The sequence below is a fragment of the Streptomyces sp. NPDC017225 genome (genome assembly GCF_044331465.1).
Classification (GTDB): Bacteria; Actinomycetota; Actinomycetes; order Streptomycetales; family Streptomycetaceae; genus Streptomyces.
This window is the reverse complement of record NZ_JBIRNE010000016.1, coordinates 1-14,984: the sequence shown is the minus strand read 5'-3', so window position 1 is coordinate 14,984 and position 14,984 is coordinate 1. Positions and strand designations below refer to the sequence as shown.

16 protein-coding genes are annotated in these 14,984 nt (G+C 70.4%); 9 read left to right on the top strand and 7 right to left on the bottom strand.

Going from position 1 to position 14,984, the window contains the following annotated elements:
- Window positions 1-84: 84 nt before the first annotated feature.
- Window positions 85-2,661, top strand: a complete 2,577-nt coding sequence (locus ACH4NX_RS28780) for an FHA domain-containing protein (RefSeq protein ID WP_398129361.1) — start codon at window positions 85-87, stop codon at window positions 2,659-2,661.
- A 96-nt stretch (window positions 2,662-2,757) separates the two neighbouring features.
- Here the strand turns inward: ACH4NX_RS28780 and ACH4NX_RS28775 are convergent, their stop codons facing one another.
- The 3 genes from ACH4NX_RS28775 to ACH4NX_RS28765 all read right to left on the bottom strand — a co-directional run bounded on the left by ACH4NX_RS28775 (window position 2,758) and on the right by ACH4NX_RS28765 (window position 5,597).
- A complete protein-coding gene (locus tag ACH4NX_RS28775; RefSeq protein ID WP_398129360.1) occupies window positions 2,758-3,471 on the bottom strand; it encodes a transglycosylase SLT domain-containing protein in 714 nt (237 codons plus the stop codon).
- Window positions 3,472-3,822: 351 nt separating this feature from the next.
- Window positions 3,823-4,902, bottom strand: a complete 1,080-nt coding sequence (locus tag ACH4NX_RS28770) for an S-adenosylmethionine:tRNA ribosyltransferase-isomerase (protein ID WP_398129359.1) — start codon at window positions 4,900-4,902, stop codon at window positions 3,823-3,825.
- A complete protein-coding gene (locus ACH4NX_RS28765) occupies window positions 4,899-5,597 on the bottom strand; it encodes an SDR family NAD(P)-dependent oxidoreductase (protein WP_351399196.1) in 699 nt (232 codons plus the stop codon). Before ACH4NX_RS28765 ends, ACH4NX_RS28770 begins: the two co-directional genes overlap by 4 nt.
- Before the next feature lie 242 nt (window positions 5,598-5,839).
- Here ACH4NX_RS28765 and ACH4NX_RS28760 point away from each other — a divergent pair, with 242 nt between their 5' ends.
- The 3 genes from ACH4NX_RS28760 to chpE all read left to right on the top strand — a co-directional run bounded on the left by ACH4NX_RS28760 (window position 5,840) and on the right by chpE (window position 8,034).
- The gene (locus ACH4NX_RS28760; RefSeq protein WP_351399194.1) at window positions 5,840-6,985 is read left to right on the top strand and encodes a GAF domain-containing sensor histidine kinase; all 1,146 of its coding nucleotides are present in this window, start codon (window positions 5,840-5,842) and stop codon (window positions 6,983-6,985) included.
- Complete coding sequence (locus ACH4NX_RS28755) at window positions 6,978-7,619, top strand: response regulator transcription factor (RefSeq protein ID WP_351399193.1); 642 nt, start codon at window positions 6,978-6,980, stop codon at window positions 7,617-7,619. The genes ACH4NX_RS28760 and ACH4NX_RS28755 overlap by 8 nt, the downstream gene beginning before the upstream one ends.
- 169 nt (window positions 7,620-7,788) lie before the next feature.
- Window positions 7,789-8,034, top strand: a complete 246-nt coding sequence (chpE, locus tag ACH4NX_RS28750) for a chaplin ChpE (protein ID WP_351399190.1) — start codon at window positions 7,789-7,791, stop codon at window positions 8,032-8,034.
- Window positions 8,035-8,280: 246 nt separating this feature from the next.
- Here the strand turns inward: chpE and ACH4NX_RS28745 are convergent, their stop codons facing one another.
- The gene (locus ACH4NX_RS28745; protein WP_351399188.1) at window positions 8,281-9,069 is read right to left on the bottom strand and encodes a hypothetical protein; all 789 of its coding nucleotides are present in this window, start codon (window positions 9,067-9,069) and stop codon (window positions 8,281-8,283) included.
- A gap of 151 nt (window positions 9,070-9,220) precedes the next feature.
- Between ACH4NX_RS28745 and ACH4NX_RS28740 the strand changes: the two genes are divergently transcribed.
- The 3 genes from ACH4NX_RS28740 to ACH4NX_RS28730 all read left to right on the top strand — a co-directional run bounded on the left by ACH4NX_RS28740 (window position 9,221) and on the right by ACH4NX_RS28730 (window position 11,626).
- Window positions 9,221-10,018 carry an ABC transporter ATP-binding protein gene (locus ACH4NX_RS28740; protein WP_351399186.1) on the top strand — a complete coding sequence of 266 codons (798 nt, stop codon included), beginning with the start codon at window positions 9,221-9,223 and terminating at the stop codon, window positions 10,016-10,018.
- A 54-nt stretch (window positions 10,019-10,072) separates the two neighbouring features.
- Window positions 10,073-10,504, top strand: a complete 432-nt coding sequence (locus tag ACH4NX_RS28735) for an NfeD family protein (protein ID WP_398129358.1) — start codon at window positions 10,073-10,075, stop codon at window positions 10,502-10,504.
- Between the two features lie 168 nt (window positions 10,505-10,672).
- The gene (locus tag ACH4NX_RS28730) at window positions 10,673-11,626 is read left to right on the top strand and encodes an SPFH domain-containing protein (RefSeq protein WP_351399182.1); all 954 of its coding nucleotides are present in this window, start codon (window positions 10,673-10,675) and stop codon (window positions 11,624-11,626) included.
- Window positions 11,627-11,747: 121 nt separating this feature from the next.
- On the opposite strand, the gene ACH4NX_RS28725 is transcribed toward ACH4NX_RS28730, so the two are convergent.
- From ACH4NX_RS28725 to ACH4NX_RS28715, 3 genes are all read right to left on the bottom strand, one after another.
- Entirely contained in the window at window positions 11,748-12,254 is a 507-nt protein-coding gene (locus ACH4NX_RS28725; protein ID WP_279566139.1) for an HNH endonuclease, read from the bottom strand.
- Window positions 12,255-12,452: 198 nt separating this feature from the next.
- Window positions 12,453-12,992, bottom strand: a complete 540-nt coding sequence (locus ACH4NX_RS28720) for a YbhB/YbcL family Raf kinase inhibitor-like protein (protein ID WP_351399180.1) — start codon at window positions 12,990-12,992, stop codon at window positions 12,453-12,455.
- 52 nt (window positions 12,993-13,044) lie between these two features.
- The gene (locus ACH4NX_RS28715; protein ID WP_351399178.1) at window positions 13,045-13,827 is read right to left on the bottom strand and encodes a sporulation protein; all 783 of its coding nucleotides are present in this window, start codon (window positions 13,825-13,827) and stop codon (window positions 13,045-13,047) included.
- 146 nt (window positions 13,828-13,973) lie between these two features.
- Here ACH4NX_RS28715 and ACH4NX_RS28710 point away from each other — a divergent pair, with 146 nt between their 5' ends.
- Together ACH4NX_RS28710 and ACH4NX_RS28705 are read left to right on the top strand one after the other, a co-directional pair.
- A complete protein-coding gene (locus ACH4NX_RS28710; RefSeq protein ID WP_398129357.1) occupies window positions 13,974-14,615 on the top strand; it encodes a DNA-3-methyladenine glycosylase in 642 nt (213 codons plus the stop codon).
- Window positions 14,616-14,743: 128 nt separating this feature from the next.
- The coding region (locus ACH4NX_RS28705) for a hypothetical protein (protein WP_398129356.1) at window positions 14,744-14,984 on the top strand (241 nt) is incomplete at its 3' end.

Genomic DNA, 14,984 nt, shown 5'->3' with positions numbered 1-14,984 from the left:
CCTGAAATAGTTCCCCCCGATGTTCGACATCCCTAGACTCCCCGCGACGGGGGCAAATCGGGGGACAACTCAGTGGGGCATGGAGTGCCGGAACTCGTACTGGAATCCAATGGACAGACCTGGACGCTCGATCCGTCCCGGTCATACGCGCTCGGACGCGATCCGCAGGGGGAGCTTGTTTTCGACGACGCCAGGGTCTCCTGGCGGCATGCCACGATCCGTTTCAACGGCAGCAGTTGGGTCGTGGAGGATCACGGCAGCACCAACGGCACGTTCGTGCACGGCCGGCGCGTCCAGCAGATGGAGCTCGGCGCCGGCACGGTGGTGAACCTGGGCAACGCGACCGACGGACCGCGTCTGAACCTGACCGGTACCCAGGCCGCCGTCGGCACGCCGCAGGCCCAGCAGCAGCCGTACGCCGCTCAGGGCGCGAACGCGGGCTGGGCCCAGCAGGCGCCGCCGCAGGAGCCGCAGCAGCAGGCCGCGCAGCAGCAGGCGGCCCCGCAGCAGCAGGCGCCGCAGCACGGGCAGCAGCAGGCCGGCTGGCAGCAGCAGCAGCAGCAACAGCAGCCGCAGGCCGCACCGCACTTCCCCCAGCAGCAGGGGCCCGGCGGCGCGGCGGGGGCGCCACCGGCCTACGGGGACCGCAGTCCGACCACGTTCCACCAGTTCTCGCTCGGCCGCGTGATGCGCATCGGCCGTGCCCTGGAGAACGACCTGGTCGTGTCCGACCTGCAGGTCTCCCGCAACCACGCGGAGTTCCACGCGACGCCCGACGGGCGCATGGAGATCCGCGACCTGGGCTCGCACAACGGCACGTACGTCAACGGTCAGCCGATCGCCAAGGGCGGCTCCCAGCTGCTCGGCCCGACCGACATCGTGGGCGTCGGCCACTCGACGTTCCAGATCGTCGGGGACCGCCTCGAGGAGTTCGTCGACACCGGTGAGGTGTCCTTCTCCGCCCGCCACCTGACCGTCACGGTCGACGGCGGCAAGCAGATCCTCAAGGACGTCTCCTTCGGCGTACCCGAGAAGTCGCTGATCGCGGTCATCGGCCCGTCCGGCTCCGGCAAGTCGACCCTGCTCAAGGCGCTCACCGGATACCGGCCCGCCGACCGGGGCGAGGTCCTCTACGACAACCGGAACCTGTACAAACAGTTCGCCGAGCTGCGCCAGCGCATCGGTCTGGTCCCGCAGGACGACATCCTGCACAAGGAGCTGACCGTCAAGAAGGCCCTCAAGTACGCGGCCAAGCTCCGCTTCCCGGCCGACACCACGGGCGCCGAGCGCGACGCCCGCATAGACGAGGTGCTGCGCGAGCTCAAGCTGGACATCCACAAGGACAAGAAGGTCACCTCCTTGTCCGGTGGTCAGCGCAAGCGTGTCTCCGTCGCGCTGGAGCTGCTCACCAAGCCGTCGCTGATCTTCCTGGACGAGCCGACCTCCGGCCTCGACCCGGGCATGGACCGCGATGTCATGCAGCTGCTGCGCGGCCTCGCCGACGACGGCCGCACCGTCCTCGTCGTCACCCACTCGGTGGCCGAGCTGGCGATCTGCGACAAGCTGCTGGTGATGGCGCCGGGCGGCTCGGTGGCCTACTTCGGCCCGCCGGAGGAGGCGCTGAACTTCTTCGGCTACGACACCTGGGCCGACGTCTTCTCCGCCTTCGAGAACTACCGCGACTACGACTGGGCGGGCCGCTGGAAGGGCTCGCAGCACTACCAGATGTACGCCGCGGACATCGACGCCGTCGCGCCGCAGTCCGTACAGGCGCCGACGATGCAGGCGATGAAGCCGCCGAAGCCTCAGGGCTGGATGTCCCAGTTCGTCACGCTGGTGCGGCGCTACACCTCGGTGATCGTCTCCGACAAGGGCTTCCTCGCCCTGATGGTGATCCTGCCGGCCGTGCTGGGCGCGGTGAGCCTGCTGATCGACGCCGACAAGGGCCTGCTGCCCAACGCGCCCAACGCGGCGGGCCGGATCGTCCCGAACGGCACGGCGACCACGGTCCTGCTGATCCTCGCGGTCGGCGCCTGCTTCGCCGGCGCCGCGAACTCGGTCCGCGAGCTGATCAAGGAACGGGTCATCTACGAGCGGGAACGCGCGACCGGCCTGTCCCGGTCCGCGTATCTGATGTCCAAGGTCTTCGTGCTCGGCCTGATCACCGTGCTCCAGGGCCTGCTGGTCGGCGTCATCGGCTTCGCCACCCGGGAGATCCCGGAGGAGGGGCTGGTCCTCGGCGGGCTGACGCTCGTCGAGCTGTCCCTGCCGATCATGGGGCTGGGCTTCACCTCGATGATGTTCGGCCTGATCATCTCCTCGCTGGTGAAGACCGCCGAGAAGACCATGCCGCTGCTGGTCATGTTCGCGATCGTCCAGGTCGTCTTCACCGGCTGCCTCTTCGCCCTGAACGAGGCGGTCGGCGTCAACCAGTTCTCGTACCTGATGCCGTCGCGCTGGGCGGTCGCCGCGGCCGGCGCCACGCTGGACCTGAACAAGGTCACTCCGCCGGAGAAGGGCGCCGAGGTGGACCCGCTGTGGGAGCACACCGTCGGTGCCTGGGGTCTGAACATGGCCGCGCTGATCGTCCTCGGAGTGATCTGCGGCTTCTTCGTGGCACGCTTCCTGCGCCGCCACGAGCCCGAGGTCATGCGCAAGTAACCGCGGCCCGAGACGCCCCAAGGGCGGCACCCCGTCAGGAGGGTGCCGCCCTTCGGCGTTCGGTTTCGAGCCGGCGTGAAGAGGTCCGCGCCGACCTCAGTACGCGCTGTCGACGTTGTCCATGGTGCCGTACTTGTCCGCGGCGTAGTTGCAGGCGGCGACGATGTTGGCGACCGGGTCGTAGATGTTCTTGGAGGTACCCGGTACGTGGTACGCCTCGAACGTCGGCGGGATCACCTGGAGCAGGCCCTTGGACGGGATGCCGTTGATGGCGTTGATGTCCCAGTCGTTGATGGCCTTCGGGTTGCCGGAGGACTCGCGGATGATGTTGCGGTGGATGCCTTCGTAGGTACCCGGGATGTCGTGCTTCTTCATGATGTCCCGGGCCTCGCGGATCCAGCCGTCGAGGTTGTCGGCGTAGCTCTTCTTCGGGAACTGCTTGGCCTCGGCGCGCTCGGCGGACCGGCTCGTGCTCTCCTTGGCCGTGCGCTTCTCCGCGGCCTTCTCGGCAGCGGCCTTCTTCGTGGAGGTGGTCTTGGTGGCCGCCTCCTGCTTCGCCTCGATGGAGGCGACCTTCTGGCTGGCACCGGCGAGCTGGCCGGTGATGCCGGCGTGCACGTCCTGGATCTGCTCGGTGCTGTACGCCACCTTGGCCGTCGGAGCGGCCTCGCTCGTGGTCGTCTGGCCGCTGGCCGGGACCGCGGTGAGCGCGACGGCGGCGGCGCCGAGCGTGCCGACACCGGCGACCGCGATCTTGTGCTTGCGGTTCAGGGGAAGACTGCGACCACGGGTGAAGATGTTCTTGGGCATGGCGGGATAGACCTCTTCGAATAGCGCGGAGGTCGCTCTCGTCCGGTGGGGACAGTTGGTGCTTCCGGCACAAACGCCGCGGGGCGGGACCCGCCGCGTTGAGCGACGAGAGCAATTCTTAGCGGCCGCAAAATTCGGAGGCAAAGGTGTGACGTACGATCCGGGGTAGTGGATCAGGGCCGGGTAAAACGGGGCAGTCCGGACTGGCGGCCCGGTCAAAACGGACGAGTCGCTCTCCTATCCGCCTTCGTACGTGACGTGCGCCCTATGCGCGGGCTCACATCAGCACCCCGCCCATCTCACCGATGGTTGCTGGAGCAATGCAATCTGTGAGGGCTGTGCACGGCACTCCTACGGCAGGAGGAGATGGACGTCCCCGAACTCGTGCCACAGGTAGCGCTCCCGCACCGCCGCCTCGTACCCGCGGTCGATCGCGGCCCGCCCCGCCACCGCCTCCAGCATCAGCAGATGCGAGGCCTCGGGCTCGTGCAGCCCCGTCAGCAGCCCGTCCACCACCCGTACCCCGCGCTCCGGGGTCACGACCAGCTCCGTCCACCCCGCCCGAGCCCGTACGACCCCGTCGGCACCGGCCGCCGACTCCACCGCCCGCACGGCCGTCGTGCCCACCGCGACCACCCGGCCGCCCCCGGCCTTCACGGCGTTGACCAGCCGTGCCGACGCCTCCGGCACGGAGAACCGCTCCGGATACGGCGGCTCGTGCGACTGGGCCGAAGCCACCCCCGTGTGCAGCGTCACCGGCGCGAACAGCACCCCCCGGCTCACCAGCTCCGCCACCAGCCGCGCGGTGAAGGGCCGCGCCGCGCTCGGCATCTCCGCGCTCCCCGACCCGTCCGCGGCCGGCCGCGCGAACACCGTCTGGTACGCGGACAACGGCTGATCCCGCTCCGTATAGGAGTAACGAATGGGCCGCCCGTGCTCCCGCAGCACCACGGGCACCCCGGCCCCCGACGCCCGGGCCCACCACAACCGCTCCCCGCGCGGACTCAGCGGCTCCTCCAGCATCAGCCCCGCACCGCCCGGCAGCCGCACCTCCGTCCCCCTCGGTCCTCCCGCACGCGCGCGCGTGGTGCCCCGCCCGTCCGGATCCCGCAGCTCCACAGCCCACCGGCCGTCGTCCCCCCGCGTGGAGAAATGCACCACCACGCGCGCGTGCCCGACGCGCCCGTCCACCGCGGCGGCCAGCGTGGCCGACGTGTTGACGACCAGCAGATCCCCGGCCCGCAGCAGCCCGGGCAGCTCCCGGAACCCGTGATGCGACACCTCGGTGCCACGCGACACCAGCAGCCGTACGCCGTCCCGGCCCAGCCCGGCCCCCCGCCGCTCGGCGGGCGCCCGCGCCGACAGCTCCTCGGCAACGCGCCCCCACGCTCCGACGGGCCCGTGCGGACGGACCCCCGTCGCCCGCGTCATCGCACTCCCTCCAGCAGCGCCGCAGCCCCGTAGCGACCGCTGGCCGGCCGCTCGTCCAGGAGCCTGAGCAGTGCCGGTACGACACTCACCGGATCGGGCCGCGGACCGTCGTCCTCCGGTACGGCCGCCGCGTACAGGTCCGTGGCCATGTCCCCGGGGTCGACCGCCCAGACCCGCAGCCCCGGCTCCTCGACGCCCAGCACCGCCGCCAGCAGGTCCAGGGCCGCCTTGGACGCCCCGTAGCCGCCCCACGTCTCGTACGCCTCCGCCGCGGCGTCCGAGCTGACCGTCAGCACCGCGCCCGCCGGGGCCGCCCGCAGCAACGGCAGCGCCTCCTGGACCAGGCCCAGCGCGGCCACCACGTTCACCTCCAGTGCCCGCCGCAGCCCGGACGCCGGCAGCTCCTCCAGCCGCACCAGCGGTTCCGCGCCCAGCGCGCTCGCGTTGCTGACCAGCAGGTCCACCCCGCCCAGCCGCCAGGCCGCCGCGACCAGCCCGGCCCGGTGCCCGGCGTCGGTGACATCCCCGGGCAGCGCCGTCACGCGCGTGCCGTACGCCTCGAGCGCCGCCGCCGTCTCCTCGAGCGTCTCCGGCGTCCTGGCGTCGAGCACCAGATCCCATCCCCGTGCCGCCAAGGCCCCGGCGAGCGCCCGGCCCAGTCCCTTCGAAGCTCCCGTGATGATCGCGACAGGCATGACAGAGGTCCTCTCGTCGTCCACGCCTCCTGATCGGCGCGGCGTGATCCTCAACGTAGGAACCGGGCCGCACCGGCCGCCTCGGGCACGAGCCGCAACCGTGCGGGGCCCTTCGCCCTAGGACCACCGGGAGCCCTCCCGCCTAGGACCGGCCGGGGGACCGGAGGCCTAGGCCCACCGCCCTAGGCGACGGCGGCCGCAGGTCCGATCCCGGTGTCACACTCCGCCGGTACCGTGAGGACATGAGTCACGGCCCCCGGTCCGGCCTCGCCGCGGTCAGCTCCGCGCTGCTGGCCATGAGCAGGCACCTCGAGGTGCGCGACGTCCTCAAGACGATCGTCGCCTCGGCCCGCGAGCTGCTCGACGCGCAGTACGCGGCCCTCGGCGTCCCCGACGACCACGGCGGCTTCGCCCAGTTCGTGGTCGACGGCGTCAGCGAGGAGCAGTGGAAGGCCATCGGCCCCCTGCCGCGTCAGCACGGAATCCTCGCCGCGATGCTGCACGAGGCCACGCCCCAGCGCCTCGGCGACGTCCGCAAGGACCCCCGCTTCGAGGGCTGGCCTTCCGCCCATCCCGACCTGGTCGACTTCCTGGGCCTGCCGATCCGCGACGGCGACGAGGTCATCGGCGCGCTGTTCCTGGCCAACAAGAACTGCCCGAAACCGGACGGTGGCTGCGGCTTCACCCAGGACGACGAGGAACTGCTGGGCATCCTCGCCCAGCACGCCGCGATCGCCCTGACCAACGCACGCCTCTACGAGCGCAGCCGCGAGCTGACCATCGCCGAGGAGCGTTCCCGCCTCGCCCACGAACTGCACGACGCGGTCAGCCAGAAACTGTTCTCCCTGCGCCTGACCGCTCAGGCCGCCGCCACCCTGGTCGACCGCGACCCCGCGCGTGCCAAGGGCGAGCTGCAACAGGTCGCCGCGCTCGCCGCGGAGGCCGCCGACGAACTGCGTGCCGCCGTCGTCGAGCTGCGCCCGGCCGCCCTGGACGAGGACGGCCTCGTCGCCACCCTCCGCACCCAGATCCAGGTCCTCGACCGCGCCCACGCCGCACGGGTGACCTTCGCCGGGCACGGGGTCAAGGCCCTGCCCGCCGCCCAGGAGGAGGCGATGCTGCGCGTCGCCCAGGAGGCGCTGCACAACGCCCTGCGCCACTCCGCGGCGGAACACGTCGACGTGACGCTGCACCGGTGCGGCACCGGAGCCGTGCTGCGGGTCACCGACGACGGCAGCGGTTTCGACCCGCGTACGGTGCGCCGCGCGGGACGCCATCTGGGCCTGGTCTCCATGCGGGACCGGGCGAACGGCGCCGGTGGCACGCTGACCGTGGAATCGGCGCCCGGCAAGGGCACCACCATCGAGATGGAGGTCCCCGGTGGCTGACGCGATCAAGGTGCTGCTCGTCGACGACCACCAGGTGGTCCGCCGGGGCCTGCGCACCTTCCTGGAGGTGCAGGACGACATCGAGGTGGTGGGCGAGGCCGCGGACGGTGCCGAGGGAGTCGACCGCGCCGAGGAGCTGAAGCCCGACGTGATCCTCATGGACGTCAAGATGCCGGGCATGGACGGAGTCGACGCGCTGCGCAGACTCCGCGAGCTGGACAACCGCGCGCGCGTGCTGGTCGTCACCAGCTTCACCGAACAGCGCACGGTGGTCCCGGCCCTGCGGGCGGGCGCGGCCGGTTACGTGTACAAGGACGTCGATCCCGACGCGCTGGCGGGCGCCATCCGCTCCGTCCACGCCGGCCACATCCTGCTCCAGCCCGAGGTCGCGGGCGCCCTGCTGTCCCAGGAGGAGGGCAACTCCGGCCAGGGCAGAGCGGGGACCCTCACGGAGCGGGAGCGCGAGGTGCTGGGCCTGATAGCGGACGGACGCTCCAACCGGGAGATCGCCCGCGCGCTCGTGCTCTCGGAGAAGACCGTGAAGACCCACGTCTCGAACATCCTGATGAAACTCGATCTCGCGGACCGTACCCAGGCCGCGCTGTGGGCCGTGCGCCACGGCATGACCGGCTGACCCGTGACCGGCTGCCCGGTACGCGGCGGCAGCCCGGAGGGTTCCCCTCCGGTCGGAGATTCATACCGTCGTGGGAATGTCCCCCATACGGCGCATCCTTCGAGGGGCCCGGCCGTTCTCCAGTGCGTGCCGCGGCGACTGCCGCGGCGATCGCAAGGAGGGCTAGTAAGTGAAGAACCTGAAGAAGGCAGCGGCCGTGACGATGATGGCCGGCGGGCTGATCGCCGCCGGCGCGGGCATGGCCTCCGCCACCGACGGCTCCGTCGCCCACGGCGAGGCCATCGGTTCCCCGGGCGTCGCCTCCGGCAATGTCGTCCAGGCGCCGGTCCACATCCCGGTGAACGCCGTGGGCAACAGCGTCAACGTCATCGGCGTCCTGAACCCGGCCTTCGGCAACCTCGGCGTCAACCACTGACCCAGGCCACCAAGCCGACCACGGCCTCCCGGGCCAACCCCGGGAGGCCGGTCGCATTTCCCCCACCCCCCAGCTGCGGGCAGTCGTGCCGCTGGGGCGGCACGGGTGGGCGGTGGGGGCACCTCCCGCTCGAGCGCAGCCGAGAGTGGGGGAGGCACCCCGTCAGCGCCGGGCCGCGCACCCCACCCCGGCCGCACCAACGCCGGGCACCTCCTCAGAGCAACGCCCCCGCACGACCAAGGGACGTCACCGCACCCCCCGCTCCCGCTCCTCCACGACAGAGTTGTACGCCGCGACCTGCGCCCGCCGAGCCGTCCGCTCCACCGGCCGCAACGCCTCCCCCCGCGCCGCCATCTCGGACGCGCTCACCGCACCCCCGTGACCGTTCTCATACGCCAGCGACACCAACGCCCCCACCCGCTGTGCCAATTCCAGCACCCGTACAGCGCGCGGCGGATACCCCGGCGCGAGAACCTCCCGCCCCCGCTCCGCCCGTGCCCGGTACGCCGCGACCGCCGCCTCCGCGACCGGCCCCGACCCGGCGACATCCAGCCGCGTCAGCACCTCCGTCGCGTCCCGCAGCCCCTCCGCCAGTTCCCGCTCGGCCTCCCCGAGCGAGGGCACATCGGCGGGCGGCGCCTCCCGCACCGGCAGGCAGTGCCAGACGACCTCGACATGCACATCACCCTCGGGACCGGCCTCGTAGACCTCCGGCACCAGCCCGAGCGCGGCACCGTGACAGATCACCGCCTCCTCGGCCTCCAGCGCCCGCGCGTTGAACTCCGGCGGCCCGCTCAGGCCCAGCGGATGCCCCGGCGCGGGCAGCGCGACCCGCAGCCCACCGGCCCCCAGCGCCCGCAGCCGTCCCAGCGCCAGCGTGAGACCGACCGGCGCCGGTTCACCGGGCAACCCCTCCACCCGGTGCACCGCGTCTTCGCCGACGATCGCGAGTGCGGCGTCATCCGGCGAGACCATTCCGGCAATAAGGGCGTTTCCCCAGGCGGCAAGGCGCCCTGCGCGTGGTTCCGAGAGCATGCCCCCACCCTAAGGACCGGACCGATGGAACGGTGAAGCCGACCGGTGGCGTAGATTTCCTGGAGGGCCTGCGCCCCCCGGCGCGGCGGCCCGAGCACAGGCGTACGCGACAGCCGAGACCGGCCACAATGCAAGGGGAGACAACGCGCTCATGAGCGATGTTCTGGAGCTTCAGGACGTATCCGTGGTCCGCGAGGGCCGGGCTCTGGTGGACCAGGTCTCCTGGTCGGTGAAGGAGGGGGAGCGCTGGGTCATCCTGGGCCCCAACGGCGCCGGCAAGACCACCCTCCTCAATGTCGCGTCCAGCTACCTCTACCCGAGCCAGGGCACCGCCACCATCCTCGGCGAGACCCTCGGCGAGCCCGGCACCGACGTCTTCGAGCTGCGCCCGCGCATCGGCATGGCCGGCATCGCCATGGCCGACAAGCTGCCCAAGCGCCAGACCGTCCTGCAGACCGTGCTGACCGCCGCCTACGGCATGACGGCCGGCTGGCAGGAGGAGTACGAGGACATCGACGAGCAGCGCGCCCGTGCCTTCCTCGACCGCCTCGGCATGACCGAGTACCTGGACCGCAGGTTCGGCACCCTCTCCGAGGGCGAGCGCAAGCGCACACTGATCGCCCGCGCGCTGATGACCGACCCCGAGCTGCTGCTCCTGGACGAGCCGGCCGCCGGCCTCGACCTCGGCGGGCGCGAGGACCTCGTCCGCCGCCTCGGCCGCCTCGCCCGCGACCCGATCGCCCCCTCGATGATCATGGTCACCCACCATGTCGAGGAGATCGCCCCGGGCTTCACCCACGTTCTGATGATCCGTCAGGGCAAGGTCATGGCCGCCGGCCCGCTGGAGCTCGAGCTCACCTCCCGCAACCTGTCCCTCTGCTTCGGGCTGCCGCTCGTCGTCGAGCAGGTCGGCGACCGCTGGACCGCGCAGGGGCTCCCTCTGTCCTGACCCGCCCCCCGTGCGCCCTGTCCCCAGCGAGTCCTGCGGACCTACCATGACCACGTGAACGACATCGACGCATGGGTGTGGTGGCTCGTCGCCGCGGCAGGGCTCGGAATCCCGCTCGTCGTGACCGCGATGCCGGAGTTCGGGATGCTCGCGATCGGCGCGGTCGCCGCCGCCATCGCCTCCGGGTTCGGTGTGGACGTCGTCGTCCAGGTACTCGTCTTCGTCATCGTCTCGGTCGCGCTCATCGCCGTCGTACGGCCCATCGCCGCCCGACATCGCTCCCAAAGGCCCCAACTCGCCACGGGCGTGGACGCCCTGAAGGGCAGACAGGCCGTGGTGCTGGAGCGGGTCGACGGCTCCGGCGGCCGGATCAAGCTCGCCGGAGAGGTCTGGTCGGCACGCGCACTCGACAGCGGACGTGCCTACGAGACGGGCGAGGAAGTGGATGTCGTGGACATCGAGGGGGCCACGGCGATCATCCTGTGACCTCGCCGGACGAAAGTGGACCGAACACCCCCCGAGGTACACGACGGTCTGTCAGACTCGACCAGCAAGATCCTCAACAGCCGTAGGATCAGCAGTAGTCAGGTTCAGTAGCCGGGGTCAATAGGATCTGCCGGAGCGCCGAGGCGGAGAAGGGGACGGACAACCACGATGGAACCGGTCATCATCGTCTTGATCATCCTGGTGGTGTTGGTCTTCATCGCCCTGATCAAGACCATCCAGGTCATCCCACAGGCAAGCGCCGCCATCGTCGAGCGCTTCGGCCGTTACACGCGGACACTGAACGCGGGCCTCAACATCGTCGTCCCGTTCATCGACACCATCCGCAACCGCATCGACCTGCGCGAACAGGTCGTCCCCTTCCCGCCGCAGCCGGTCATCACCCAGGACAACCTGGTCGTCAACATCGACACGGTCATCTACTACCAGGTGACCGACGCCCGCGCCGCGACCTACGAGGTCGCCAGCTACATCCAGGCCATCGAACAGCTCACCGTCACCACACTCCGCAACATCATCGGCGGCATGGACCTGGAACGCACCCTCACCTCCCGCGAGGAGATCAACGCGGCCCTGCGCGGCGTCCTCGACGAGGCCACCGGCAAGTGGGGCATCCGCGTCAACCGCGTCGAGCTCAAGGCCATCGAACCGCCCACCTCCATCCAGGACTCGATGGAGAAGCAGATGCGCGCCGACCGGGACAAGCGCGCCGCGATCCTCCAGGCCGAGGGCGTCCGGCAGTCCGAGATCCTGCGCGCCGAGGGCGAGAAGCAGTCCCAGATCCTGCGCGCCGAGGGTGAGGCCAAGGCCGCCGCCCTGCGCGCCGAGGGCGAGGCCCAGGCCGTCCGCACGGTCTTCGAGGCCATCCACGCCGGCGACCCGGACCAGAAGCTGCTCTCCTACCAGTACCTCCAGATGCTGCCGAAGATCGCCGAGGGCGACGCCAACAAGCTCTGGATCGTCCCCAGCGAGATCGGCGACGCCCTCAAGGGCCTGTCCGGCGCCATGGGCAACTTCGGCGGCCTGGGCGGCGGTTCGGGAAGCGGCGGCTCCGGTGCGAGCGTCCCGGCGCAGGAGCGGCGCGAGAAGCCGTCCATCGACTGACGGCAACACCCACTACGCCGATGGGGGCGCACCTCTCACCAGAGGCTGCGCCCCCATCGACGTAGCGGCGGATCACGGATCACGGATCACGAACTACGAGCCACGAGGCACCGTCTACGGGCTACGCGGCCGGCTGCGCCAGCCACTCGGGCAGCGCGTCGAAGTCGTCCCGTCCCAGCGCCAGCAACATGGCGTCCGCGGGTGTCGGCTCGAACGGCGCCCGGAGCAGTGGCATACCCGCCTGCTCCGGAGTCCGGTTCGCCTTGCGGTGGTTGTCCTCCGCGCACGAGGCCACCGTGTTCAGCCACGTGTCCTGCCCACCGTGCGACCGCGGCACCACGTGGTCGACGGTCGTCGCCCTCCGCCCGCAGTACGCGCACCGGTGCCGGTCCCGGACCAGCACCCCCCGCCTCGACCACGGCGCCCGTCTTCGGAAGGGCACCCGTACGTAGTGGCACAGCCTGATCACCCGGGGCGCCGGTATGTCGAGCGCGGCTCCGCGCATCCGCAGTTCGGGGTGGGCCTGTTCGACGACGGCCTTGTCCTGGAGCACCAGAACGACGGCTCGATTAAGCGTCACCGTCGACAACGGCTCGAAGCTCGCGTTCAGTACCAGCGTGTCCCGCATACCAGCCCACCTCCCGTGCGCACCGGCCCACCCCCTGGCAGGCTGGGATCAACTCTGGCCGGGCACGCCGGGATGGACAACGCAATATCTGCTGCTCCTGCGGGGGACGAGCCCCCGCCACCCCCGCAACAAAAATGCCCGCCCCTGATCCATTCCAAGACCAGAGGCGGGCAAACGTTCCATGAAAGCTGGGAACACTCAGCCCTCGGCGGGCACCTCGTACTCACCGATCAGCTGGGCACGCGCGATCGTGTGGAACCGCAGATTGAACCCGACGAACGCCGGAGTGGCCTCCGCGTCCGGCCCCAGCTTCTCCTGGTCCACGGCGTACACCGTGAACACATACCGGTGAGGTCCGTCCCCGGCCGGCGGCGCGGCACCGCCGAAGTCCCTGCTGCCGAAGTCGTTGCGTGCCTGTACGGCACCGTCCGGCAGTCCCTCGAACCTGCCACTGCCCGCGCCCACCGGCAGCTCGGTCACCGAGGCCGGGATGTCGAACACCACCCAGTGCCAGAACCCGCTGCCCGTCGGGGCGTCCGGGTCGTAGCACGTCACGGCGAAGCTCTTGGTCCCGGCGGGGAAACCCTCCCACCGCAGCTGCGGCGAGGTGTTGCCGGCCGCGTGGACCTGAGCGTCCTTGAGCGTCGCGCCCTCCTGGACGTCCTCGCTCACGACCGTGAACGACGGCACGGGCGGGTGGAAGTCATGGGGGAGCGGACGCCGCTCGAGCTCGGTCACCTCGGTACCTCCTGATCGTTTGGTGCAGAGACGACCGAGCCTAGATCAGCCCCTAGAACCAGTTGCGCTTGCTGCCGACCTCCGACAGCCACTGGTTGAGGTACGCGACCCAGTCGGTTCCCTGGTAGTCGTTCAGCCCCACCTTGAAGGAACGGAACGTGTCGCTGCCCTCGCTGAACAGCCCGGGCTTCTTGTCCATCTCCAGCACGACGTCCATCGCCTGCGCGTCGGCCACGAAGCTCAGCTCGACCTGGTTCAGCCCCCGGTACTGCTGCGGGGGAAGGAATTCGATCTCCTGGTAGAAGGGCAGCTTCTGCCGCGTACCCCGGATGTGGCCGCGCTCCATGTCCGCGCTCTTGAAGCGGAAGCCCAGCTGGATGAACGCGTCCAGGATCGCCTTCTGCGCCGGCAGCGGGTGCACGTTGATCGCGTCCAGGTCGCCGGAGTCCACGGCGCGCGCGATCTCCAGCTCCGTGGTCACGCCGATGTCCATGCCGCGCAGGGGCTGTCCGTCGATCGTCGTGATCGGCGTCTCCCACGGGATCTCGAGCCCGAACTGCACCGCGTGCACCGCGTTCGCCTTGAGCTCGAAGGCACCGCCGAGCCGGCTCTTCGTGAACTCGATGTCCTGCTTGTGCTCCTGGTCGCCGCTCTCGACCTCGACCTTGGCCTGCAGACCGACCGACAGCGCCTCGATCCGCTGGTCGACGGACCCGCCCTGGATCCGCACCTCGCCCTGGACGACACCGCCCGGAACGACGTTGACCTCGCTCAGGACGGTCTCGACCGAAGCCCCGCCGGCCCCCAGGCTCGCGAGCAGCTTCTTGAACGCCATGTCTCTCCCTCTCCAGGCAGTGTGTGAACCCTTGATCCCTACAAACGCGATCCGGCGGTGGCCGGTTCCACACCGCCACACCCTGGCAAGGCGGACGCCCCCTGGCCACCCCGTGCACGGACCCGTCTGCGTTACGCTCGGACGGCATGATCGCGAGCCCCGACCGTACGCCCCTCCCCAGGGAATTCTTCGACCGGCCCATCCTCGAAGTGGCCCCCGACCTCCTGGGCCGTGTCCTCGTGCGCAACGCCCCGGACGGTCCGATCGCCCTCCGCCTGACAGAGGTCGAGGCCTACGACGGTCAGAACGACCCCGGCTCCCACGCCTACCGCGGTCGCACACCCCGCAACGACGTGATGTTCGGTCCCCCCGGGCATGTGTACGTCTACTTCACCTACGGCATGTGGTTCTGCATGAACCTGGTGTGCGGCCCCGAGGGCCGGGCGAGCGCGGTTCTGCTCCGCGCCGGCGAGATCATCGAGGGCGCCGACCTGGCCCGCCCCCGTCGGCTCTCCGCCCGCAACGACAACGAACTGGCCAAAGGCCCGGCCCGGCTGGCCACCGCCCTGGGCGTGGACCGTGCCCTGAACGGCACGGACGCGTGCACAGCCGAGGACACCCCGCTGCGCATCCTGACCGGCGCCGCCGTCCCGCGCGACCAGGTACGCAGCGGCCCGCGCACCGGCGTGGCGGGTGAGGGCGGCGTCCACCCGTGGCGCTACTGGGTCGCCGACGACCCGACGGTCAGCCCGTACCGGGCCCACGTACCGAGGCGGCGCCGAAGTTGACTCTCCCTTGGGAGGCGCGTAACGTAGCCCGAGCCGCTTGACCCGGGTACGGCAATCGCCTGCAGCCGGAAGCGGCCAACCCACTACCTACGACATCCCCTCAGCGGGGGAGAATTCGGCGTGTCCGCATGCCTGAATTCAAACTCGCAGGACTCGATTATGAGCCCACGGAGGAATCGGCTAACGTAGTGAATGTCGAAAGGCCGACGGGCGAAAGCCGGAAAGCCACGGCAAACCCCGCCGACTGGGAATCAGGCCCGAAAGGGTCTGATAGAGTCGGAACCGCCGGAAAGGGAAACGCGAAAGCGAGAACCTGGAAAGCACCGAGGAAATCGGATCGGAAAGATCTGATAGAGTCGGAAACGCAAG